23 protein-coding genes are annotated in these 23,970 nt (G+C 37.1%); 16 read left to right on the top strand and 7 right to left on the bottom strand.

Features of this window, described 5'->3' with window-relative positions; all coding sequences use genetic code 11:
- The first annotated feature begins 406 nt into the window (after positions 1-406).
- From KD050_RS08330 to KD050_RS08315, 4 genes are all read left to right on the top strand, one after another.
- Positions 407-1,198, top strand: coding sequence for a helix-turn-helix domain-containing protein (locus KD050_RS08330; protein WP_211895707.1), 792 nt, complete (start codon positions 407-409; stop codon positions 1,196-1,198).
- 78 nt (positions 1,199-1,276) lie between these two features.
- Positions 1,277-2,044: a membrane protein insertase YidC gene (yidC, locus tag KD050_RS08325; RefSeq protein ID WP_211895706.1), complete on the top strand. Its 768-nt coding sequence runs from the start codon at positions 1,277-1,279 to the stop codon at positions 2,042-2,044.
- Between the two features lie 102 nt (positions 2,045-2,146).
- Positions 2,147-2,392, top strand: a complete 246-nt coding sequence (locus tag KD050_RS08320; protein WP_211895705.1) for a hypothetical protein — start codon at positions 2,147-2,149, stop codon at positions 2,390-2,392.
- A gap of 174 nt (positions 2,393-2,566) precedes the next feature.
- Positions 2,567-3,412: a M15 family metallopeptidase gene (locus KD050_RS08315; RefSeq protein WP_235753947.1), complete on the top strand. Its 846-nt coding sequence runs from the start codon at positions 2,567-2,569 to the stop codon at positions 3,410-3,412.
- Positions 3,413-3,712: 300 nt separating this feature from the next.
- Here KD050_RS08315 and cls read toward each other — a convergent pair whose 3' ends face one another.
- Entirely contained in the window at positions 3,713-5,167 is a 1,455-nt protein-coding gene (gene cls / locus KD050_RS08310) for a cardiolipin synthase (protein ID WP_211895704.1), read from the bottom strand.
- Positions 5,168-5,340: 173 nt separating this feature from the next.
- Here cls and KD050_RS08305 point away from each other — a divergent pair, with 173 nt between their 5' ends.
- From KD050_RS08305 to KD050_RS08285, 5 genes are all read left to right on the top strand, one after another.
- Positions 5,341-6,735 (top strand): L-cystine transporter, encoded by a 1,395-nt coding sequence (locus tag KD050_RS08305; protein WP_211895703.1) that lies wholly within the window; start codon positions 5,341-5,343, stop codon positions 6,733-6,735.
- A gap of 170 nt (positions 6,736-6,905) precedes the next feature.
- Positions 6,906-7,835 carry an ABC transporter ATP-binding protein gene (locus KD050_RS08300; protein WP_211895702.1) on the top strand — a complete coding sequence of 310 codons (930 nt, stop codon included), beginning with the start codon at positions 6,906-6,908 and terminating at the stop codon, positions 7,833-7,835.
- A 15-nt stretch (positions 7,836-7,850) separates the two neighbouring features.
- Positions 7,851-9,125 (top strand): ABC transporter permease, encoded by a 1,275-nt coding sequence (locus tag KD050_RS08295; protein ID WP_211895701.1) that lies wholly within the window; start codon positions 7,851-7,853, stop codon positions 9,123-9,125.
- A complete protein-coding gene (locus KD050_RS08290) occupies positions 9,122-10,231 on the top strand; it encodes an ABC transporter permease (RefSeq protein ID WP_211895700.1) in 1,110 nt (369 codons plus the stop codon). The genes KD050_RS08295 and KD050_RS08290 overlap by 4 nt, the downstream gene beginning before the upstream one ends.
- Before the next feature lie 15 nt (positions 10,232-10,246).
- Entirely contained in the window at positions 10,247-11,806 is a 1,560-nt protein-coding gene (locus KD050_RS08285) for an aminotransferase class V-fold PLP-dependent enzyme (protein ID WP_211895699.1), read from the top strand.
- Positions 11,807-11,895: 89 nt separating this feature from the next.
- Here KD050_RS08285 and KD050_RS08280 read toward each other — a convergent pair whose 3' ends face one another.
- Genes KD050_RS08280 through KD050_RS08270 form a run of 3 tightly spaced genes read right to left on the bottom strand, consistent with a single transcriptional unit; the run spans position 11,896 to position 14,593 of the window.
- Positions 11,896-12,459 (bottom strand): hypothetical protein, encoded by a 564-nt coding sequence (locus KD050_RS08280; RefSeq protein WP_211895698.1) that lies wholly within the window; start codon positions 12,457-12,459, stop codon positions 11,896-11,898.
- Between the two features lie 2 nt (positions 12,460-12,461).
- Complete coding sequence (locus KD050_RS08275) at positions 12,462-13,349, bottom strand: hypothetical protein (protein ID WP_211895697.1); 888 nt, start codon at positions 13,347-13,349, stop codon at positions 12,462-12,464.
- Positions 13,350-13,366: 17 nt separating this feature from the next.
- Complete coding sequence (locus tag KD050_RS08270) at positions 13,367-14,593, bottom strand: helix-turn-helix domain-containing protein (RefSeq protein ID WP_211895696.1); 1,227 nt, start codon at positions 14,591-14,593, stop codon at positions 13,367-13,369.
- 126 nt (positions 14,594-14,719) lie between these two features.
- Here KD050_RS08270 and KD050_RS08265 point away from each other — a divergent pair, with 126 nt between their 5' ends.
- Complete coding sequence (locus KD050_RS08265; protein ID WP_211895695.1) at positions 14,720-16,015, top strand: MFS transporter; 1,296 nt, start codon at positions 14,720-14,722, stop codon at positions 16,013-16,015.
- A gap of 240 nt (positions 16,016-16,255) precedes the next feature.
- Here KD050_RS08265 and KD050_RS08260 read toward each other — a convergent pair whose 3' ends face one another.
- A complete protein-coding gene (locus KD050_RS08260; protein ID WP_211895694.1) occupies positions 16,256-17,419 on the bottom strand; it encodes an MFS transporter in 1,164 nt (387 codons plus the stop codon).
- A gap of 180 nt (positions 17,420-17,599) precedes the next feature.
- Complete coding sequence (locus tag KD050_RS08255) at positions 17,600-18,013, bottom strand: CBS domain-containing protein (protein ID WP_211895693.1); 414 nt, start codon at positions 18,011-18,013, stop codon at positions 17,600-17,602.
- 174 nt (positions 18,014-18,187) lie between these two features.
- On the opposite strand from KD050_RS08255, the gene KD050_RS08250 reads away from it, so the two are divergent.
- Positions 18,188-18,325, top strand: a complete 138-nt coding sequence (locus tag KD050_RS08250) for an Lmo0850 family protein (RefSeq protein ID WP_211895692.1) — start codon at positions 18,188-18,190, stop codon at positions 18,323-18,325.
- A 313-nt stretch (positions 18,326-18,638) separates the two neighbouring features.
- On the opposite strand, the gene KD050_RS08245 is transcribed toward KD050_RS08250, so the two are convergent.
- Positions 18,639-19,820 (bottom strand): FtsW/RodA/SpoVE family cell cycle protein, encoded by a 1,182-nt coding sequence (locus KD050_RS08245; RefSeq protein ID WP_211895691.1) that lies wholly within the window; start codon positions 19,818-19,820, stop codon positions 18,639-18,641.
- A gap of 154 nt (positions 19,821-19,974) precedes the next feature.
- Here KD050_RS08245 and KD050_RS08240 point away from each other — a divergent pair, with 154 nt between their 5' ends.
- From KD050_RS08240 to murF, 5 genes are all read left to right on the top strand, one after another.
- Positions 19,975-20,718, top strand: coding sequence for a hypothetical protein (locus tag KD050_RS08240; RefSeq protein ID WP_235753946.1), 744 nt, complete (start codon positions 19,975-19,977; stop codon positions 20,716-20,718).
- Positions 20,719-20,779: 61 nt separating this feature from the next.
- Positions 20,780-21,115 carry a quaternary ammonium compound efflux SMR transporter SugE gene (gene sugE, locus KD050_RS08235; RefSeq protein ID WP_211895690.1) on the top strand — a complete coding sequence of 112 codons (336 nt, stop codon included), beginning with the start codon at positions 20,780-20,782 and terminating at the stop codon, positions 21,113-21,115.
- Positions 21,115-21,429: a DMT family transporter gene (locus KD050_RS08230; RefSeq protein ID WP_211895689.1), complete on the top strand. Its 315-nt coding sequence runs from the start codon at positions 21,115-21,117 to the stop codon at positions 21,427-21,429. The genes sugE and KD050_RS08230 overlap by 1 nt, the downstream gene beginning before the upstream one ends.
- A 66-nt stretch (positions 21,430-21,495) precedes the next feature.
- Positions 21,496-22,578: a D-alanine--D-alanine ligase gene (locus KD050_RS08225; protein WP_211895688.1), complete on the top strand. Its 1,083-nt coding sequence runs from the start codon at positions 21,496-21,498 to the stop codon at positions 22,576-22,578.
- 4 nt (positions 22,579-22,582) lie between these two features.
- On the top strand, positions 22,583-23,953 hold the full coding sequence (gene murF / locus KD050_RS08220; protein WP_211895687.1) for a UDP-N-acetylmuramoyl-tripeptide--D-alanyl-D-alanine ligase: 1,371 nt from the start codon (positions 22,583-22,585) through the stop codon (positions 23,951-23,953).
- Positions 23,954-23,970: the final 17 nt, after the last annotated feature.

Raw genomic sequence — 23,970 nt, 5'->3', positions numbered from 1 at the left:
ATAGTAGGAGGATTTGAAAAAATGGTAAATTCCGTCGAGATAAATGATGGGAAATTACATATTTATATTATAAAACAAGCAGGATTAGCTTCTATAGCTAGAATGGGTGCAAAATTTTAATTGGAGCCATAGAAACGATAATGGAGTTGAAGTGATTGAATCGAACCATAAATTAATCGAATTAGAAAACCTCTATATTCTACTGTAGATGGGGAAAAAGGGAGATTGTACACATTTGCAAAGAAAAGTATTACCCAAACATATAAAAATGCTATTTACCCAAAAAAATTGAAACTTAACAGTTGAAAAAACTCTTAATTTCCAGGATAATGATATAGAATAATACAACATACCTAATAGGGTTATATAATCAATAAGGCCTAACAAAAGAGAAAAAGAGGGACATATGAAGACTGTAGAGAAGCAATTTTTAGAGAATTTCTCCAAAGTATATAATAGAGAAATAGGTGCGATAATAAAATTAGAGGGTTTTGATTCTTTCCTAGAACTAGAAGAACAGCTATTTCAAAAAATGTTTTCCTTTGAAATAACTGAAGCAAAACAAATTTTAAGAAGCATGATTGATATATTAATAGCTAGAACACGTAAGAATATGATTCTAAACGTAAAGTATTACTACATACAATTATCAGCTGTTATGGCAAGAAAGTTAAATGAAAGTCAAGTACCAGCTGATAAAGTGATGGCTTTTAATATTGCATGTGTAGAAACGATCGAGACGAAAATGAGTGATGCACAATTTTTACTATGCGCAGATGAGCTGGTAGAGTTTTTTGTGATGGTAATAACCGAAAGGAAAAAACCATCATTTGGACATCAAACTGTTAACAAAGTAATCCTCTATATTAATGATGAAATAGAGTTAAATCTAACGGTAGAGGATATTGCTAAACACTTTAACATAAGCACTAGTCATCTTTCTCGTATCTTTAGAGAACATACGGGTGTGACTCTCGTGGAATATCTAAACATTCGTAAAGTGGAAGAATGTCAATATTTTTTAAGAAATACGAATAAAGCTATATCCGATATTTCGAATAGTTTCCATTTTTGTAATCAAAGCTATTTCACCCGCATATTCAAAAAGTATACGGGACTAACTCCGAAGCAATATCGGGATAACCAAGAATATCCAAGTTTTAAATATAATTTTCCTAATGAACAACAGTCTGTTTAAAAATTTAGGGTTAAATTTGATAAATAGCTTCATAGTAAGGTATACTTCTTATAGTTTGATGAGTGAAGGTGAATAGATTTGAAAAAGAAGATTAGTTTATTTTCTATCCTTGTATTTGCGGCATTAGTGCTTAGTGGATGTTCTGGAGTAGAAAACAAAGAAGGTACTTTTTATAATATTTTTGTTCGACCTTTTGAATTTCTTATACATTTCTTTGGAGAAATGTTCAATGGTAGTTACGGATTAGCTATTATCGCTATTACCGTGCTGATTCGACTTGCTCTTATGCCTTTAATGCTTAAAAATTATAAAAATCAACAAGGCATGAAACAAAAAATGGACAAGCTGAAACCAGAAATGGACGATATCCAAAAGAGACTAAAAGAGACAAAAGATAAAGAACAGCAAATGGCTCTACAACAAGAAATGATGGGATTATATCGTAAGCATGGGGTAAACCCACTAAACATGGGTTGTCTGCCGATGATTATTCAGATGCCTATAGTTATGGGATTGTATTTTGCGATTCTTTATTCTGCCGAAATTAAAGCGCATCCATTTTTATGGTTTAACTTAGGTTCTCCTGATATTGCGATGACACTTATTGCTGGAGCAGTTTATTTCATACAAGCAAAAGTCTCATTATGGACAGTCCCTGAGCAGCAACAGAAACAAATGAAGATGATGATTTATATTTCGCCTATTATGATTATGTTTATTTCCTTCAGTTCTATGGCAGCATTGCCAGTATATTGGGCAGTCGGAGGACTATTACTAATATTCCAAACATATTTGGGCCGTAAATTCTACTCAAATCATCCGGAAAAAGCAGAAGAATCTGTATAACATGAAAACGAAGCGCTTGCTGCTTCGTTTTTTTCTTGAGTGTCCAGACTCCAGTACCTTTCAAAATACAGGTGCTTACGCTTTTCTTAGGAGGTGTAATTGATGAAAAGAAATTGGATTTTTGGATTATTAATCGCTGCAGTGAGTATTTCTGCATTGGTATTTATCATTAAAGGAAATATTAATATGGCTGTTTTATTTATGACGGCAATCTTTGCACTTAGTAACGGCTTTCGAGCGATGAGCTTTAAAGAAAAAGGGTTCGTCAAAGAGGCAAAATGGATGAAGGGTATGTCCATTTTGTTTGCAGTCCTATTTTTTGTCGTTTTATTTTTATTATTTTTTTAATTAGAGCGTATTTACCTATAACAGGTAAATACGCTTTTACTTATTTAGGAGGATTCTTTTATCGGTAACGATGGTTATAATTATTTTGTTAAAGTTCAATTTGAATAGGAGAATAGTTATCGGAAAAATGGTAAACTAGAAATAACGTAATAAGAAAGAAGGAAGTCCAAAAAAATGCAATCAAGATATAATTTGTTACAAGGAAAAAAGAAGAAAAAATGGCCATATATTGTTTCTGGAACTACTGCAGGACTACTAATTGGAGTAATGGTAGTGTGGATAGGGATGAATGATTGGAATATAGATAAGAGTATAGAGGAACTTCGTAATCTGACAGAGGTTAAACAAACGGTTGAAGTAGACAAAGCAGGAGAATCTAATGTAGAGGAACCTATCGTAGAAGAGCCGGTACAGGAAATCCCTGTTAAGGAGGAGCCTGTTGTGGAAGAAGTAGATATGTCTGGGGCAAAGGGCTATATTGGAAATGAAACATTACCTCAGGAACCGACAGTAGTAGAAGGGGTAATAATTGCTAGTAAAAAATATCCTCTTCCCTCAACTTATGCACCTGGTGAAAGCAAAGAAGCAAGAGCAGCATTTCAAGAAATGGCAGCAGAGGCTACTTTGTCTGGATATGAACTTATAGCGTTCAGTACGTACCGATCATTTGACTATCAAACTCAGTTGTATGACCGCTACGTAACGAATGATGGTCAAGATGCAGCGGATCGTTATAGTGCGCGTCCTGGATACTCTGAACATCAAACAGGATTAGCCTTTGATATCGGAGAACAGCTTTTTGAGCAACATTTTGCACGGGAAAGCTTTGGTGAAACAGAGGCTGGAAAATGGGTGGCTGCTAATGCCCATAAGTACGGATTTATCATGCGCTATCCTAAAGGGTCAGAAAAAATTACAGGCTATATGTATGAGCCGTGGCACTTCCGTTACATTGGTGAAGAACTAGCTCTTAAAGTATACGAAGCTAACGTAACATTAGAAGAATTCCTGAATCTCTAACAGACGGGATTAGGATATAAAAAAGTGGTTTCCAGAAATGGAAACCACTTTTTTTATGAGAGAAGTAAGTATAAAATTTTGTGTCTTGAATCAGAAGATTTAGCATATCCTAACGAGACAAACGCCATAAGATTACCGAAAAAAGAGAGACAGGTTGTGACGTCAGTCACGACCAGCCTCTTAAAAAAATCAGTCGGTAATAATATAGCAGCAAGCCTGTACAAAGTTCTCCGAAAACGATACAAATTAGGTTTTTAACTTAAAAGGGCGCATCCGCTTTTCTTATAAGTCATAGTTTTATTAAAGTATTGGTGAAATCAAACGAGCTAATGACTCTTTAAATTTAATCATTCTTGTTCTTTCTTCATATATCTCTGCTGTCATCTCTGTAGATAACTTCATATCCTCTTCAAATGTCTCTGCTAACTGATGAGAAGTTTCACGATCATATATAAATGCATTTACTTCAAAATTCAATTTAAAACTTCGCACATCAATATTTGCCGTGCCCACTGTAGAAGCTTCATCATCAATTACAATCATTTTTGTATGCAAAAATCCATTTTGGTAAATATACACTTTAGCTCCTGCTTTTATTAAATCGCCTACATATGAGTACGTTGCCCAGTAAACAAAAATATGATCAGGTTTATTTGGGATCATGATTCTTACATCAATGCCGGAAAGACATGCGATACGTAACGTATCCATGAAGCTAGCATCTGGGATGAAGTATGGAGATTGAATATAAATATACTTTTTGGCCATCATAATTAACTTAAGGTATCCATTTTTTATTTGCTCCCATTCGGAATCGGGTCCACTAGAAACAATTTGTAAACCAACGGAACCCTTCATCGGAATAGCTGGGAAATATATATCAGAATACTCGATATCATGCTCTGCTGAGGCTTGGTTCCAATCTAGAATGAATCGAGTTTGAAGAGGATGCACAGAACTACCTTCAATACGTAAATGCGTATCACGCCAATAACCAAATTTCTTTTTTAGACCAAGATATTCATCGCCAACATTAAATCCTCCGATATATCCGATCCGTCCATCTATTACGACTATTTTCCGGTGGTTCCTATAATTCATGCGTGGATTGATTAGTGGAAAGATAGCAGGGAAAAATGCTTCTACACGTCCACCTAACGCAATTAGTTCATGAAAATGTCTCTTTCTTAAGGAGCGTGATCCAGTATCATCGTATAAAATTCTTACTTTTACCCCTTGTTTTGCCTTTGCTAACAAAGCCTGATAAATTTGCTGCCCTAGGGAATCTAATCGGAAGATATAGTATTGAATGTGGATATGATTCTTTGCTTGTCCAATATCGTGTAGTAGTGCATCAAATTTTTCTCGTCCATCAGTGAAAATTTCCACTTTATTGTCTTGGGTTAAGACAGCTTGGTTATTATGTAAATGCATGACGATTAACTCTTTGTAGTGCATTGCATCATCTAAACGAAAATCGAACGAGTCATCTTCAATAGCTTCCATTTGAAATTCAATGAGTTTATCGATACCAATCTTACTTTTTCCTTCCCAACGGAATAATGTTTTTTTTCGTAGCTTTCTACCAAACAATAAATAAATACCAAATCCTAAAATAGGTATAAAAAATAGGACTAGAATCCATGCCCAAGTAGCGGAAGCATCTCGACGCTCTAAAAATATTAGAGCAATCGCCAAAGAAATATTTAAAATAAGAATGCCGGAAACGATAATGCCATAAAAACTTGCTACCAAATTTTCACCCCCCGGTGCCTGTCTAATGATTCATTTATTTATTTATTTCTAGTATAGCTGATTTGTCTCAAAGAAAGTAGGGAAGACATATATTAATTAGAAAGTAATCCCTACTTGACCAATAGGGATAAAAGTATTATTATATGATGAGCACAAGACATGGAGGTATTTATATGAATTTATTATTTGTTATTCTTAACATAGTAGCTTTACTGCTATTAGTTGGGGTATTAATCATAATGCAGAAAAAACATGTTTCATTTTCGAAACGTGTATTTACAGCTCTAGGATTAGGTATTGTACTAGGGTTAGTATTGAATCTTGCCTACGGGGTAGATTCGGAAGTATTAGCAGAAACCGTACCTTGGTATAACTTAATTGGTACTGGTTATGTGAAATTACTACAAATGATCGTTATGCCTCTAGTATTCATCTCTATTTTAGGGGCATTTACAAAAATCACGATTGGTAAAAACTTCGGTAAAATGGCAGCAATCATTTTAAGTTTCTTAATCGGGACAACTGCTATTGCTGCAGTTATAGGTATTAGTTCCGCGGCACTATTCGATTTGAATGCAGACCAAATCATTCAAGGGGATGCAGAAACTGAACGCGCAGAATATTATGAAGGTCGCTCCGCAGAAGTTGCAGATAAAGGACTTCCAGAGCAAATGCTTGACTTATTACCCGCAAATCCATTTTTAGATTTCACGGGAGCACGTCCAACTTCAACTATCGGTGTAGTTATCTTTGCGGCATTTTTAGGGTTTGCTTATTTAGGAATAGCTCGTAAAGAGAAAGAAACGGCAGCAATTATTAAAACAGGCATTGATGCAATTTACAAATTAATTATGCGAGTAGTAACACTTGTACTTCGCTTAACTCCATACGGAATTTTAGCAATTATTGCAAGAACCGTTGCAACATCTGATTTTGGTGCCATATACAATTTAGGTAAGTTTGTTCTTGCTTCATATGTTGCGTTGGCGGTAGTGTTCGCAATTCATTTATTGATCATTTCACTTTCTGGATTAAACCCAATAACGTATGTGAAAAAAGCAGCAGAGCCATTAATCTTTGCGTTCACCTCACGTTCAAGTGCTGGTACGCTACCGATTAATATCAATACACAAACAACTAAAATGGGGGTATCAGAAGGGGTAGCAAACTTCTCTGGTTCGTTCGGTTTATCAATAGGACAAAATGGATGTGCAGGAATTTACCCAGCGATGCTTGCATTTATGATAGCTCCATCAGTAGGTATCAATCCATTAGATCCAATGTTCATCTTAACTGTAGTCGCAGTAGTAGCAATTAGCTCGTTTGGTGTAGCAGGAGTTGGAGGCGGTGCAACATTTGCTGCAATCCTAGTTCTATCCGCATTAAATTTACCAGTTGCGTTAGCAGGGCTTCTAGTATCTGTAGAACCATTAATCGATATGGGACGTACCGCAGTAAATGTAAGTGGATCTATGACAGCTGGTGTCGCAACTGCGAAAATCACTGGTGAACTAGATAAAGATCTATACAATACACCTTTAAACAAAATCGCAACAGACGAAGCATAAAATCAATAAAAAAGCTGTCCTTTAAAGGGCGGCTTTTTTGTATTTAAAAATACGCTCTCTCGGAGGCAACCGTTAATCCTTGTGAATACAAAATATTAAAAATATTTTTACATAAACTGGTGTAGTAGTTTGCTATAATCGTTTTAACTAGGTTGTAAGGAGATGGGAGAATGCTTCAAGCAAAAAATCTTTCCAAAAAATTTAAAACAAAGGAAGTGGTAAGAGCAATCAATATGGAACTGTTGGCAGGGGAATCAGTTGGACTATTAGGTCCAAATGGAGCAGGGAAATCGACAACTATTTCTATGCTTTCTTCTCTAGTCATACCGACAAGTGGTGAAATATTATGGGATGAAAAATCCATCGCGAAAGATCCGGAGCCTTTGCGTAAAACACTAGGTGTGGTTCCTCAAGAAATCGCATTATATCCCGAGCTTTCCGCAAGAGAAAATCTAGCTTTTTTCGGAAGAATATATGGGTTAAAAGGTGAACTTTTAGAAACACGGATAACGGAAGTGCTTATGAAAATTGGATTGTCTGAAAGACAAAAGGATATAGTTAAAACATTTTCTGGTGGGATGAAAAGACGTCTAAACATTGGGGCAGCTCTTCTGCACAAGCCTTCTATGTTAATCATGGACGAACCGACTGTCGGGATAGACCCTCAATCGAGGACGTATATTTTAGAAACGGTAAAACAGTTTGTAGAAGAGGGGATGACCCTTTTATATACCAGTCACTATATGGAAGAAGTAGAAATGCTATGTGACAGAATTTACATTATGGATCAAGGAGAAATAATTGCACGCGGTACAAAAGAAGAGCTTAAAGCGCTAGTCTCTGACAACCAAACAATTGAATTGAAAGCGAATTTACTTACGGAGAATTTTGAAAAAGCCTTGGGTGAACAGTTCCCAAAAGCAACTCTTCGAATAGAAGAAGAGATACTAACGATTTCGATGTCCAAAAGTGAAGAACCACTGGCGACTATTTTTGCGATTGCCGCGGCAAACAATGTAGTGATTACCTCTGCGATTGTCAAAGTGCCATCTCTGGAAGATGTGTTTTTGCATTTGACCGGAAAAGCACTGAGAGATTAGAGGGGAGATTGAGTCATGCTGTTTAGTTTAATTGCAAAGCAAATGAAAATGCTTATCCGAAATAAGCAACCGTTAATTATTTTGTTAGTCATGCCACTCGTTTTAATAACGATTCTTTCAAATGCGTTAGGAAGTATAATGGATGGTGGAGAAGGAGCGGCTATTCAAGCAAATTTACTCATAGTAGATGATTCATCATGGACTCAAGAGGAAGAAGCGATTAAGCTTTTTCTAGAACGAGAAGGAGTTACTGGTCCAGCCTTGGATGCTTTGCTCAAACAGTTTAAAAGTAGTGATCCAGTTGAATTATTAAAAGATACAATTCTGGCTTCCGATGAAATGAAAAAGTATATTGCAGTGGACTATAAACAGACAGTTGATTTAAAGGCTGTTCGACAGGATGAAAACATAGATGGGATACTAAATATTCCGACTGATTTTCGTCTGAATTATATTAAAACAGCGTACTTTAACAATGCAAACTTTGCAGAACTATCATTATACTTAAACCAAGATAATGACATTCGTGCGTCCATAATCCAATCTGTTCTAGCAGATTGGCAAAGTGGGTATACGCAATCGGCAGCACTTTTAGAGGCTAATTTATCACCTCAGGAGATAATGAGTAATCTCGAAGGTGTTGAGAAAATAGAGCAGGTTTTAGAGGCAAATGAGCGTAAAATCCCTGCATCTATTTACTACACAGTTGGGATGTTGGTGATGTTCGCGTTATATATTCCTGCTTTTCTAGCAGGCTTTGCTCTGCAGGAAGTACAGTGGAAAGTATATGACCGTATTTTATTGGCTGGAGTCTCGCCTATTTTATATACACTTTCGATTTTCTTTACAGGAACACTCGTGGCCTTTACCCAACAAGTGATTATGCTATTATTTGGTATGTTTGTATTAGGAATAGAATGGATTAGTTTAGAAGGCATGACCGTAATTATTGTTAGCTATAGTTTATTTGTTGGTGCGTTATCCGCTTTAATGACAACGCTCCAGTTTCGAACTAAAACAGATGGTATTGCGAATATATTCAACGGGTTATTCATAACGGTATTTTCCTTCCTAGGCGGATCATTCTTTAACATTCGAGATATTTCTGAAATGCTTGGGAAAATTGGAGATTTAACTCCCAATGGAGCAACGATGTCTGCCATACTATCTATACAAAAAGGTCAGGATTTATCTGTTATTTGGCCCTTTATGTTTGCTCTATATATACTTGTCGTTGTTTGTGTGTTACTTTCCATTGTTTTCTTTCCGAGAAGAGGTGTGGCAGAATGACGGGAATATGGATTGCTAGATTTCAAAATTTGGTACGTAAGCCTACCGTTTTAATAATGATGACGGTAATGACTTTAGTAATGGCATATTTGGTAGGAGGCACTAGTAATGGAAAGATGAGTATATCAGTGTCTGTGGATGGCTCTGAAACGACTCAAGCCGTACTAGAAAGATTAAAGGAAGAGGAAGGATATTCCCTTCGAGAAACTACAGAAGAAGAGTTACAACAACAAGCAAAAGAAGATATTCGAATGGTCGGTATTGCTTTGAAAGAAACATCCTATACCATTTTTTCTGCCTCGGATTCAGATAGTGTGAGAAATCTATCTCTAATAGTTGAATCAGCTTATAGTGATATTAGTTTTAAACAACAAGTAATACAGGCAGGAGGAGAGGGTGCATGGGCAAAGTTAGAAGTGAGTTTGAAAGAAAACCAAGCATTCCTTATTCAAACAGAGGCAATGGATGAGTCAGAGGTCTTTCGTTACGATAATGCTCTTCAAAGCTTGTTTGGTTTTATGTTATTCTTTGTTTTTTATACGGTGTCTATTAATGTTCAATTTATATTAGATGATAAGCGTTCGGGTGTATGGAATCGTTTGAAGCTAGCATCTATTAGTAGATTCCAATTATACTTTGGACATCTTTCTTTTAGTTATATTATTGGGCTTGTGCAAGTGCTGCTAGTCCTGTTCGTTTTCCGATATGTGTTAGGGACTAATATGTACGATGGTTTTTGGAAAGTAGTGATCATTGCTGCTTTCTATGTATTGCTTGTAATGGCGTTCTCTGTTTTTGTAATCTCTTTAGTGAAAACAGTAAGTCAGAGCAGTGTTGTCATTTCACTTGTAGCGGTGGCATTTGCAATGATTGGTGGAGCGTACTGGCCTCTGGAAATTGTTCAGTCGGAAGGGTTGCTTGCGATGAAATGGATTTCCCCTATTTATTATGCGATGGAGTCTATGAAACGAGTGACGGTTTACGAGGGAACTTTAAGTAGTGTTTGGACGTATGTAAGTATGATGGTCGTTATTGCACTATTACTGTTGGTAGTAGGGATTACTTTATTGGAAAAAAGAACAGAACGCTATCATTCCAGTGAATAGATGGGGGAGACGCGGATGTATTGGTGTAAAATTGCACGAACAGAAAAAGAATTTGAAGCTATTGCACGACTAAATTATGAAACGTTTGTGGAGGAGATACCACAGCATGAGCCGGATCCTAGTGGGATGCGGGTCGATGCGTTTCATCATGAAAATGTATATGTCATTGTACTAAAGGATCAGGAGTTAGCGGGGATGGTGGCGTTTCGAGCTGCGCGTCCCTTTTCTCTCGATTTAAAGCTTGGTCCGGTGGAAGAATTTCTTCCAAAGGATGCATTAACCGGATTGTTATGTGAAGTACGATTAATGGCTGTTGATAAGGCACATCGAAACGGACGAGTGTTTTATTACTTAGCACGTGCTCTATCCGATTACGCTTATGAAAATGGATATGGGGCAGCTGTAATATCGGGAACAGTAAGGGAACAGAAATTATATAATCAGCTTGGCTTTGAACCTTTTGCAGATCCAGTGGGTACAGAGGAAGCCAAATTTATCCCTATGGTACTAACTAGAGATCGTTTCGACCTTTCCGTTGCAGCCCGATTTAAACAGAAAAGATATTCGTTTTATCCGGGGCCAGTGCAACAGTCTGAAGCAATTCAGCAAGCATTTTCTGTGAGACCTGTGTCTCATCGAACACATGAGTTTAAAGTCATGCTAGAACGAGTAAGGAAAGACCTATTATCGATGAGTGGTGCAGCATATGTCCACTTGTTATTAGGTAGTGGTACGCTTGCAAATGAAGCTATGATAGCGCAGATACACGTATTAGGAGAGAATGGCCTGATCGTCAAAAACGGAGCTTTTGGTGACCGCTTGGAAAAACAAGCGAAACGTTGGCAGATATCTTTTGATGTTGCTCCTTTTGATTGGGGGCAGTCCTATAACCTGAAGTATATTGAAGAAAAATTGGCTACTGGGGCATATAGTTGGCTCTTAATGGTACATGGTGAAACGTCTACAGGAATGTTAAATAGCATGGAAGAAATGAAGTTATTATGTAACCGATATAATGTGCTGTTATGCATGGATTGTGTAAGCTCGTTTGGGGCACTTCCATTTAACTTAGAAGGAGTATATCTTGCTACAGGTGTGAGTGGGAAAGCCATTGGGACTATGAGCGGATTAGCCTTTGTATTCGCTAACACAGAAATAACATCGAGTAGTAATATTCCTTCATATTTAGATCTGGGATTAAGCGCGAATAATGTAATACCTTTTACGATGCCTTCCCAGTTTGTACATAGTTTAGAGGTTGCGTTAAAATCCTATGAAAATGGAGCAAGGTACAATTTGTTACATAGTCGAATGCGATTTATAGAAGGGGAAGTTTCCAAGCATGGGATTGAATTGCTTTCGGAAAACCACTATCCGATGATTTTCACATGGAAAGAGGAAAAATTTCCTTATCTATCGGAGGATGCAAGAATGTCCGGATTCGACCTTCACTATAAAAGCGATTATTTAATGGAAAAGGGCTTACTGCAGGTATCCTGTATTCAACCAGATTTTGAAGATGCCTGGGTAAAGTTCATGGATTGGCTAGACAACTATCGTTTATACCAAGGGTAACTTTTAGCGTCTCGTCAGATCTTAATTGTGAAAATCTAATAGAGAAAGGGCTGATTCTATCAAAAAATGAATAGATGTCAGCCCTTTTGCTATACAAATTTCTCAATCACACTATCTTTTGGGAACTGTTTTTGTATATTACGTAAGTACACAAGAAATGCAATCTCGATAATGAAAGAAGCGACAATAACGATAATCATTAGTTGAATACTTATATCCATTGAAATGTTCATCAAAAAAGATTGAGTTAATAGTGTACTAAGCGTTACGACCATATACCAGGAGAATATACGATTTGTCCTATAAATCGCTTCCTCCGTGGGAAGCAATTTAGCAACAACCCGCAGTAAATCAAATAAGTAATAAACAAGCACAATTTTGATCAGGTTTAACAAACTTGGGTAATATATAAGCCATTCGATTTGCTGAATCATCTGATCGTTCAAGAAGAAATTAGGGACAGATATAATTGCTAAAACAATGCAAAGTGTTTTTAGTTTGTCATATGACTGATTTGATAAAGTCGAGATTTGCTTAATACCGTTATATATAAAAATATAGCCAATAAAATCTGGTAAAATATCCACAATAATTTGGATTTTAAGAAAGACGAATAGAAAGCCGATAAAGAGTTGTTGGAATCCTTGTTTCATTTTCATTCACCTCTTGCTTTCTGAACGATATCAACAACATCCTGTTTTGAAAGATTGGGTTCAATTAGAAGAGGAAAAGTATGAGTAAAGGTTTCTCCGGATTCAGTTATACCCGACCAATCATTGACAATATCTATATAAGAATCGCTATCCTTTATTTGAAATATTAGTCCGACCGAATCACCTTTCTGAATTTCTAAAGGCCACTCTATATCATCGTATAGTGGAGCGGCGATATCCTCCCAATTCATGCTCGCTAGTTTATCAACCTTTGCTTCGACGGAGGAAGTGTCGGATAATAACTGCACCTTGAGGTCAACATGATTTAGTAGTGAATCTGGAAGTGCAATCGCATCCATCCTAACAGTTTCCGATGCCTCAAGAAGGTTTCCTTCAATCCCTTGGTTGCTTCCGAATCCAGCTTTACTCGATATGAAGTTCTGTTCGTTATGTGGTGTTCGGAAATTCAGTTTCTCCAATTGGACAGATACAACCTGACCATTTGTAAAACGTGCGTATAGTTCATTGGCCTGAAATCCTTTTAACACTTGTTTCAATGATTCATCATCAAATGTAAAACTTGCCTGTTTTAAATATTGATGTGTAAATTCTTGTCTGTACGATTGAGCAGTCACATCTCCAAACCATGGGAAAAAGTTTTGTTCATTGCTGTAGGTATATCCATCAGCAATTAGGGATTCTAACTCCACCACTTCACTGCTGTTAGTCAAATAAAATAAAGAGAAAATAGTGTTTTCGGAGGCAGGAATGTCAATGTAAGCATCTAATATGACAGGCTCTTCTAATTGATGTAGTTCAAAGTAAATTATATTAACAATCCAACTTATTAATATGATAATTAGTATTCCTAAAAACCAATTTTTCTTCAATTATCCGATCCCCCCTATCAATGTTTCATCACTTTCTCATATACATTTTGGATAAATATTTTATAAGGTGTGTCCGGCATTTCTTTAACATTGGTCATTGCTACTTTTACTGCTCTTATTGCCTTTTCTATTTGGTTTTGTTCTAGGTAGCATAATGCAATGTATGCATCCTTTTCATAGAAAATGGATAAATCGATTGGATGGTGGGTGATTTCGGGAATCGTTACTTTATCCAATTGAACAAATGCTTCCTCCAAACGTCCTAAACCGTATAAAGTCTTACCTCTTTCAAGCAGGAAGTACGGAGTGAATAACTTTACATTTAACTGGTCAATGGAAAACTTATGGTATAAAGCGTCTGCCTCTTCGTACCTTTTCTTAAACGTGTTTAAGTAATGAATATTAGCATAATGGATAAAAACTCTAGAATCCTCGTCATCAGCAAATTCGCTGTAGGCTTCAAGTTTTTTCAAATAATAATCCATTTTCTCTACATCTTCTTCCATCATTGCTTGCGCTGCTGCCAACCTAAATAGATTGTCTATGTGATTAAATATTTTATGTTCATTGGAATACTGAATGGCTTCGTTCATCATTCGAATGGCGTCCTCGTATTTCCCGACTGCAAAGTAAAACGCGGCTTCGTAATAGTCATAATCCATTCTTGATAACGGATCAATCCATAAAGGATTTGCTTCCAGTTTTTTTCGTTCTGCTAACAGAATATCTAACGCTTCTTGATATTGATGATTCATAAATGGAATTATTGCAAGATATGTTCCTATTTCAGCTCTTTTTGTTATCAAGTTCAAGTCTTCATACATTTTAGAAACCTTTTGCAATAGAACAACTGATTCATTTGGGGAAGAATAAGATAAACATCTTCCATATAACTCGAGTAAGCGCGTTGCCTCATATCCTTGAGTTAGTTTTGGAATTAAGGGTTCTATTAGATTCATCACGCGTTTAAACTCATCTTTGTGTTCATCGTACTTTGTATTGAACAGTAATTCTGCTTGATCCAATATCTTTCGCAACTCTTGTCCGCTTATTTCTTCCAGTAACTCAGTTACTTCAACACCTAGCTGTGATGCGATATAATTTAAGCTTTCCATGGAAGGATTTGCTTTGTTGTTTTCTATTAAACTGAGCATGCCCTTTGTTAACTCTGTGCCAGCTAACGCTTCAAGCGTCATTTTCTGCTGTTTACGTAATGTACGAATTCGTTCGCCTAATGTGGACAACTTTTTCACCTCTTTATTTAGTTTAATTATATTAAACTTTTTGTTGAAAAGGAAGGAAAACTATGGTATTATTTGTTTAATTAAATTAAACTTTTTGATAATTCTTAAAACAAAGGGGTAGGGAAGATGGATGAAGTATTAAAGCTTAAAAAAGCAACATATCACTTGTGGACGTTCACGGTTAGTAAGCTTGTTTCCACTTTTGGTGCACAGGTGTATTCATTTGCTATTAGTTTTTACATTTTGCAGTTAACGGGATCTGCGTCGAGTTTTGCGCTAAATCTGATTTGTAGCATTTTACCGAGGACATTGGTTGCTCCGTTTGCAGGATATGCTGCTGACAAGTATTCTCGTAAAATGATTGTCATCGTATCGCAGATTGCTACGACACTTGCAATTAGTGGCTTACTTATTGTGAGTTTGACGGCGGGTTTATCATTAGTAGCTATTTATAGTACGACTGTGATCCTATCGTTAACTTCTTTATTTTCCGGAGTGACTTTTAGTTCGTCTATTACAGGATTAGTTGACGAGGGACGAATTCAAAAAGCGATGTCGCTCAATCAAATGTCCATCTCTTTTGCAGCTATTGGAAGCCCAGCAGTAGGAGGACTTCTTTACGGAGCGGTATCTATGCCTGTATTTTTAATTATGTATATGGTTGCTTCCGTTATAGCGGTTATTTTGGAATCTACGATGGACTTTAAACTATTTGCTAAACGAAAAGTAGTTGTTGAAGGGGAACCTAAGGAATCAATGCTAGAGAGTATGAAAGCGGGCTTCCGTTACTTGATGAAGAAACCTATTTTAAAAACAATGGTTGTTATCTCCTTATTTATCAACTTCTTGTTTGGTGCCTATCAGGTAGGATACTCATTTATTCTAATTGAAAAATTGAAGGTTAGTGCTCAACACTTCGGTTTTACTGAGGGGGCATTTGCGATTGGGATGCTTCTACTGTCTATCTATTTCTCTGCACGGAAGGAATTGAAATTTCCGTTTCTAGTATCTAAATGGGGAATTATTGTCTTGGGAGTTCTTATGGGAGCAGTTGCTTTGCCATTGTTAATCAATATGTCCTATATAGTGATAGTTGTATTTTATATTGTACTAATGTTCTTCTTTGGAGTATCAATGATTGTGACAAACACGCCGATACAGGTAATGATGCAGAAAATGATAGAAGATGATTATAAAGGGCGTGTATTTTCTATAATTGAAACTTGCGCGTTGGCTCTTATGCCTCTTGGAATGGTTTTGTTTGGATTCTTATACGATGTCTTCCCAGCAGAAGGTATTTTAATTGTCTCTAGTATTTTGCTGATATTAGTAACTCTATTCTTGGCAAGACCTTCTGTAGTCAGATCAGCCCATCCAGAACTTGGACAGAAAAAAGTGGGTTATCTGAAAACGGAAAGTTGATCAGGTTTTGTGGTGGGAGAGAGAAACTATCCTATACGAGAATGAATAGCCCTTATACGAGAGAGATCCATGCCTATACGAGAGAGCATGGCATATACGAGAGGGACTACCAGTGATACGAGAGAGAATGAAACCTATTCGAGAGGGATTAACTCTTATACGAGAGAACTTAATCCACAAAAAAACAGGTGAGAGAAAACAATACGTTTTCTTTCACCTGTTTCCTATTAAAGCGCAATTCTACGCAACATTCTTCAGTGACTTCGTTGACTTGCGATATGCGAAGATTAAACCAATAGAAAGAACGGCAAGCACCCCAGATAACATATAAATATTGTCAGGTTGCATTGTAAACAGCCAAGCGAACAATAATGGACCGATAATGCGACCTAGGTTATCCATCGAGTAGGACATCCCGGCGGCTGTACCATAGCGTCCGCCAGATTCTTTCGTAGTTAGCGAAACAATTGTAGTTCGCGCTAGCGCATTTCCTGCGGTGAACACACATAGGGACAGTCCTGCCCAGAAAATACTTTGAGTGAAGACAGTCATGAATAATCCAACCGCTGTAACAATTTGCGCATATAATAGCCACTTTGTTTCTGTACCATTTTTAATGCGGCGGACAACACCACCTTGAATTGCTGCATCGACAAATCCACTGAACATAAACAGATAGCCGATTTGTAGTGGAGTAATTTCGATTCTTTCGATTTGAAACAGCTGGAATGTAGCTTCAAGACCTGCTAGTAAAAACGTTACCATGAACGAAAATAGGAATAGATATTTAATGCGATAGCTCCATAGACTTGCTGCTCCTTTCGGAAGGAGTGCACGTTTATTTGCTTCACCCGTACGTTTTGGTTCCTTTAAAATAATTAAAGCATAAACAAAAATCACGAGCAATAAAATCGCGGAAGCTGTAAACGGAAGTGCCAAGTCTATATGCCCTAATACTCCGCCGATTGCTGGACCAAAAATAAACCCTAAACCAATCGACATGCCGAGGAATCCCATATACTTATTTCGGTTCTCTTCATTGGATAAATCAGCCGCAAATCCAGTAACTGCTGTGTAAAGAGCACCGGAAAATAATCCACCAACTACACGAGACAAGTAGAGCATAAAGAGAGAATCAAAAAATAAAGAAAACAACCAAAAGCTTAAACTGAAGCCCACTAAACCGATTAAAATAAGCGTTTTTCGTCCAATACGATCTGATAGCATTCCCCATAATGGAGCAGTGAAAAAGGAAGCTAAAGAGTAGACCGTCAATAGACCACCAACGTGAATTTCATTATAATTTTGCTCTAAAATAACCTCTGGCAATACTGGAATGATAATTCCAAAGCCAAGATAAACCAAAAATTGGATAGACATTAATATAAACATAATCTTATTCATGCATCAAACCTGCTTTCTGCAAATCTTCTATCCTCTATACTACACGTTTTTACCCTGTTTGACACGTTGTAATCGGATAGCATTTAAGACAGCAGAAACCGAGTTAAGTGCCATTGAAGCACTAGCAACGCTCGGTGGTGAAATGTAAAAAGCCATCCTAATTTAGGATAGCTCGTATGTTTAGAATTGCCGTGGTTCGGATATACTTTCCATAGCATTAGAAATTTCTTGGACATGTGGGAAAGGGAAAGCTAAATCCGCTAAGGAGACGAAGCCAACGAGTTTGCCATCGTCCATTACGGGGAGTCGTCGAACTTGATTGCGTGCCATAACAATAGAAGCGTCGGATGTGGAATCTTCTGGAGAAACGGAGATAACGGACTTAGTCATGACATCCTCCACTTTGCTTTTCATATCTTTGGCAACCGACCTTGTCACGATGTCCCGATCCGTTATCATTCCAACTAATTTATTGTTACTGACTACGGGTAAACATCCAATGTCTAGTGTTCGCATTTGATCTGCCACTTCACTTACATAATCCTGAGGATTGCAGGTTACTACTTCTTTACTCATTACATCTTTTATATTCAAACCATTCACTCCTTTAGGAAATAGCATGGTTTACAAGTCCATAATATATGTAACAAAATTGAAAGATTCAACTTAGGTAATAAGTGGTATAATAAAATGAAGAAATTAGTTAAAAAAAAGAAACTTTTATTAAAGAAAAACGTAATTATTAAATAGAAGGACGAGGTGGATTCAATGGCAAAGGAAGTTGATTTGAAGAAAATTGTAAGTAATCTTTCAAAGCTTGGTGTTACTGTTACAATGACGAAATCTAGACTTGACCTACTTAAAGCTTTAGCACCACCAGCACAAAGTCCTCACGCACAAAACTAAAAAGAAGGTGACTTGAAACTTCGTTAGTAAATGAAGTTAGAGTCATCTTCTTTTTTTAAAAAGGGAATAAAGTATATAAAAATGTACCGTGAAAACTGGGTTCACGGAACTCTCCAGAATCAATAATCCTGCTTTATCCGTTTTATAAATGGAACGTTTGTTGATTGGAGCGCAGGAAGCGGCTGAAGCCGTGCCCACGGAAAGCGTCCGCTCGGAGCGGAAATCAACGGCCCGTTTTTTCTTATCCTGTCCCACCTATAAAAAGCGTGTAGAGAATGGACATAAGTCTCTTTCTCCACACGCTTTAACTAAATTAATCGTCTTCGTTTTTCGCAAACATATAAGTTCGATGATGAAACTTCATACCAAATACTAAACCAATAGCTAACATATTCCCCATGAGAGAACTACCACCATAACTTATAAATGGAAGAGGTATACCCGTAATAGGCAATAATTGAATGGTCATACCAATATTTTCAAATACATGGAATGTAATCATTGCGATAATTCCCGCACAGACATACGTACTATACGCATCTTTTAATTGAAGTGTAATTTTCGTCAAATGAAAAATAAGTAAGAAGTAAAGACTTACAACAATGCTTGCTCCTACAAAACCATATTCCTCTCCAATTACAGCAAATATAAAGTCGGTATGATTTTCCGGAACATATACAATACGCTCGCCATAGCCTTTGCCAAAAATCTCTCCAGAGCCAATTGCATTCAAAGAAGTGATTAAATGCATCCCTTCATCATTTGCATAAGAGTAGGGATCCAACCAAGAATAAATACGTGCAAATTGGTATGGATTAAAACCAAACTTGTCACTCAAAAAATCTTGCATATAGACGGCCATCCACAATAGTAGACCACCAATTCCTATCCCTCCTAAAAAGATGGGTAGAATTATCTTCCATGTAATTCCAGCGACTATAATAAGTGCCGCAGTGATTGCTAGGAACACTAACGAGGTGCCAAGGTCGGGCTGAGTAAGGATAAATGCTAGAGGGATAATTAGTGTAACCCCAATTTTTACTAGCAAAATTATATCTGTCTTTACTGTTTTAATAAGATTTCTCTCATTATGAATCGTGATTAATCGGGCAAGTCCTAGTATATAGAAGGTCTTCATAAATTCAGCAGGCTGAATATCACCTACAGGCAAGTGGAACCAACTCTTTGCCCCATTTCGTGGTTTTACTAAAGCTAAACTATCAGGCAAAAGGAAAAGGATAAGTAGTAGAACTACCCCGATTCCGTAAATATACCAGGATAATTTTTTATATTGCTCTGGTTCAAAAAACATAACAATGCCAATAATAACGATACCGACAACATACCAAAATAGCTGTTTTGGTATAAAATTTATTGCATATTGTCCAGATGTTTGTGCGGACGAAATAGCAAGTAAACTAATGATTAGAAATAATAATATGATAAAAGCAAGTGTCCAATCGAAACGATCAGCAAAGCCTTTTTTGTTCTCCATGTAAAGTCACCTATATTTCCTTCAAATTTCATTCACTTATTATAGCGTATAATGATATTTTTTGCTTGATGGTTTAATAGAGACGTCGGGGAAATAAAGATGTTTCCTAGGATAATTCATGCTATTATTATGAACAGATAAAGGAGTGAGTTTAGTGGCAAAAAAAGAAATGAGAGATACAGATGAGTATTTAACTCATTTATATGTTCACGTGAATGAGGTAGAGCACTTTGCTTTGTTTAGCGGGATTACGGTTCAACAATTTATAAGGAATTTCTCTGACTTGTCCGCTCTTTTATTGCTAAAGCATAGGTATGATGATGCTTCTTTTAATATGCATACACAGCTTGAATTTATAGTTCCCGAGCAATACAACCACTTTATAAAGGAATTTGCAGAAGGACCTTTTGAAGTTTGCTTCATGGATTTTGAAGATGAGCGCAAATTAAATATGCTTTCTCCTCAAGAACAAGCGGAGCTACTATACATTGCACATAAAAAAGAATCTTTTCGATCGCCTTTTTATCATCACCTACAAAATAGATTTGTCTATCTATCGGACGAAGGTGAGAAAATTACAAAAATATATTTCCGAGATATGGAAGACTTCAACCATTTAGTTGCAAGTGTCTTTACCCAACTGATTGCTGAAAAGTCAAAGTCAACCGCTTTTTGGCGTAAAAAAAACAATATCGTATTACCAAGATTGTCTGCAGAAAAGATGACAGAACATAACGAAATGTTTGAAGATGGTGTGCTTATGTCTTTGTTCAAAACAGATAAATCTAATTATGGTATTGAAATTCGCATTCTCCCTGAGAATATTTTCCCAGATGAAGTTTTGGAGGATTTAAAGTTACATATGGCTAGGCCTTTTGATGTCTTGATAGAAGTATAAATAGGACGCTTTTGCCACGAAGAAGGGGCAGGGGCGTTTATTATTTAATGAGGTGAAATATATGGCTTGGATTTTATTAATAATTGCAGGACTGACAGAAATAATATGGGCAATTGGTTTAAAAGAGGCTCATGGATTTACGGAGCTTGTCCCTTCTATTGTTACGATTATATTCTTAATCGTAAGTTTTTTCCTGTTTGCTAAAGCTATGAAGACGATTCCGATCGGTACAGCATATGCTATATTCACAGGCATTGGAGCAGCAGGCACGGCTATTGTAGGGATTATTTGGTTTGGGGAAGAGGTAGGCTTTGGTAAGCTCTTCTTTTTGTTTGTCCTACTATTTGGGATCATCGGTCTAAAATTAGTGGATGATGATGAAGAGGAGGCGAGATAATGGAGTGGATTTTATTAATAATCGCTGGGCTATTTGAAGTGGCATTTGTTATTTGTATGAAGTTATCTGATGGCTTCAAAAAAGTGAAATTTACAATTCTCACAGTTATCTCTGCTTCTTTAAGTTTTTTCTTATTGTCTTTAGCGTTAAAAGAAATTGCAGTCGGTACTGGTTATGCTGTATGGACAGGAATTGGGGCTGCAGGAAGCGTTCTTCTGGGGATGTATTTATTTCAGGAGAAAAAAAGTAGAAAGAAATTATTCTTTCTAAGCTGTATTATCATGGGAGTAGTGGGTCTAAAATTGTTTGGGTAATTACTCAACTATTGAGGCTGTCCGTGATAAACTAATAGTATCCAAAACATGGAGGTAACTTAACTAATGAAAATTAAAGTGGGCTTATTATACGGTGGGAAATCTGCAGAGCATGAAGTGTCGCTACTTACAGCGAGAGCAGTTTCTCAAGCGATCAATTTTGATAAATATGAAGTATATCCAATTTTCATAACGAAAACAGGTGAATGGAGAAAAGAGGGGCAGTTAACTGCACCAGTAGAGTCACTTGAATCTCTAAAATTCGGCAGCGAAATCACAAATCCGAATACCATTTCTAGTTTTCTACCGGAACAAGGGGACGATACAACTCAGCTTGATGTGATTTTCCCTCTTTTGCACGGACCAAATGGGGAAGATGGAACGGTACAAGGATTGTTAGAAGTATTGAACTTACCATATGTAGGTAATGGCGTATTGGCATCTGCTGCTGGGATGGATAAAGTGGTGATGAAGCAATTATTTGCACAGGCTGGCTTATCTCAAGTTCCTTATGTCTACTTCATAAGTAAAGAGTGGAAAAAGAATCAAGATGCTTTACTTCAAAAAATGGAGGAAAATCTACAATGGCCATTATTTGTAAAGCCTGCCAATCTTGGTTCAAGTGTTGGTATTAGTAGGGTTAAAAATCGAGAAGAGCTTATCAAAGCGGTGGAATATGCTTTTAAATATGACCGTAAAATTATAGTGGAGCAAGGGATTTTTGCGCGTGAAATTGAAATGAGTGTCATTGGAAATGATGAACCAAGATGCTCCGTTGCAGGGGAAGTACTACCGACCAAGGATTTCTATGATTACGAAGCAAAATATGAGGATGGTACAACGAATTACGCAATTCCTGCTGAAATTTCCGGGGATCTTCAAGCAAAGTTAGAGGATGCTGCTATTCGTGCGTTTAAAGTATTGGATTGTTCAGGCCTTGTTAGGGCAGACTTTTTTGTAACGGATTTAGATGAAGTTATTATCAATGAAGTAAATACAATGCCTGGCTTTACACCAATCAGCATGTATCCAAAGCTTTGGATGGAATCAGGACTTTCTTATCCGAGCTTAATAGAAGAACTTATACGTTTGGCAATTGAACGCCATGAAGAAAAACAGCAGCTTGAACACTCGAAAGACGGGAAGTGATCAAGTGAAAAAAACATTAGCGCATATAGCAGATTGGTTACACATTCAAAAGAAAACAGCTGATAATCCCGTTGTTACGGGAGTTTCCATAAATACGAGAACGATTCAACCAGGCGATTTATTTATCCCGTTTCGTGGAGAACAAGTCAATGGTCATCGATTTGTTCAGGATGCTTTTGCAAAAGGAGCAGCGGCATCACTTTGGCTGAAGGACGAACCGAATCCACCTGAGGACGTTCCGCTTTTATTTGTAGAAAGTGGGGAAGATGCACTTCAGCAAATGGCAGAGGCTTATCGAGCTGAACTGAAGTCGGTGTTTATTGGCATTACTGGATCTAATGGCAAAACGTCCACAAAAGATTTAGTGGCAGGCATGTTGTCACCTTATTTCCGTGTAAAAAAGACAGAGGGTAACTTTAATAATGAGCTAGGCTTACCTTTAACTATTCTTTCTCTAGAAGAAGATACGGAGTTTGCGGTACTCGAAATGGGTATGAGCTCCTTTGGAGAAATCGAATTTTTATCCAATTTAGCTAAGCCAAAATATGTAGTCATTACGAATATTGGGGAAGCACATATGCAGGATCTTGGCTCTCGTGAAGGGATTGCAAAAGCGAAATTTGAAATCATTGAAGGATTAGATAATGAGGGGGAATTATTCTATGATGGGGATGAACCATTACTTCGTCCATTTGTAGAAAATGCTCCTAATATAAAGGCAAAATCTTTTGGTGTTCAGGAGCAAAATGATTTGCGTATTTCTGAAGTGGGCTTTACCGAGCAAGGGAGTACCTTCCGTGTAGAGGGAGAGCTAAACGAGGAAATGTCTATCCCTGTGTTAGGTGAGCATCAAGTGAAAAATACACTTGCTGCGCTGTTGATCGGAAAAGAAATTGGATTGACTGCAGGGCAGATGCGTGAAGCGTTAAAACAAATAGTTTTGACGGATATGCGTATGCAGGTGATCGAAGGAAATAATGGTGCGATTTTCATTAATGATGCTTATAATGCTGCTCCGACTTCCATGCGTGCGGCAATTTCCTTCCTTGAAAAGTCTTCTATTAAGCCAGTAAGGTGGCTAGTACTAGGTGATATGCTCGAACTTGGAGATAATGAGCAGCAATACCATGAAGAGATGAGCAAATCGATTTCCAATAAGGTCTTTGACGGAGTTTGCTTATATGGGCCTCGTATGGAGTGGCTATATAACAAGCTAGTCAAAAAATTTACAGCTGAACAACTTATTTGGGTCAATGACGACGCAGAAAAACTCGTTGCTTTTTTAGCAAAAAAAATAAATGATCGCTCTATTGTTTTAGTGAAGGGCTCAAGGGGAATGCAGTTAGAAAGAGTTATTGAGCCGTTCCGAAAATAATATGACAGGTGTGGGGA

Source organism: Psychrobacillus sp. INOP01 (assembly GCF_018140925.1).
Lineage (GTDB): Bacteria > Bacillota > Bacilli > Bacillales_A > Planococcaceae > Psychrobacillus.
Note: the sequence above shows the minus strand (reverse complement) of the source record. Positions and strands in the feature narration are given on the sequence as shown.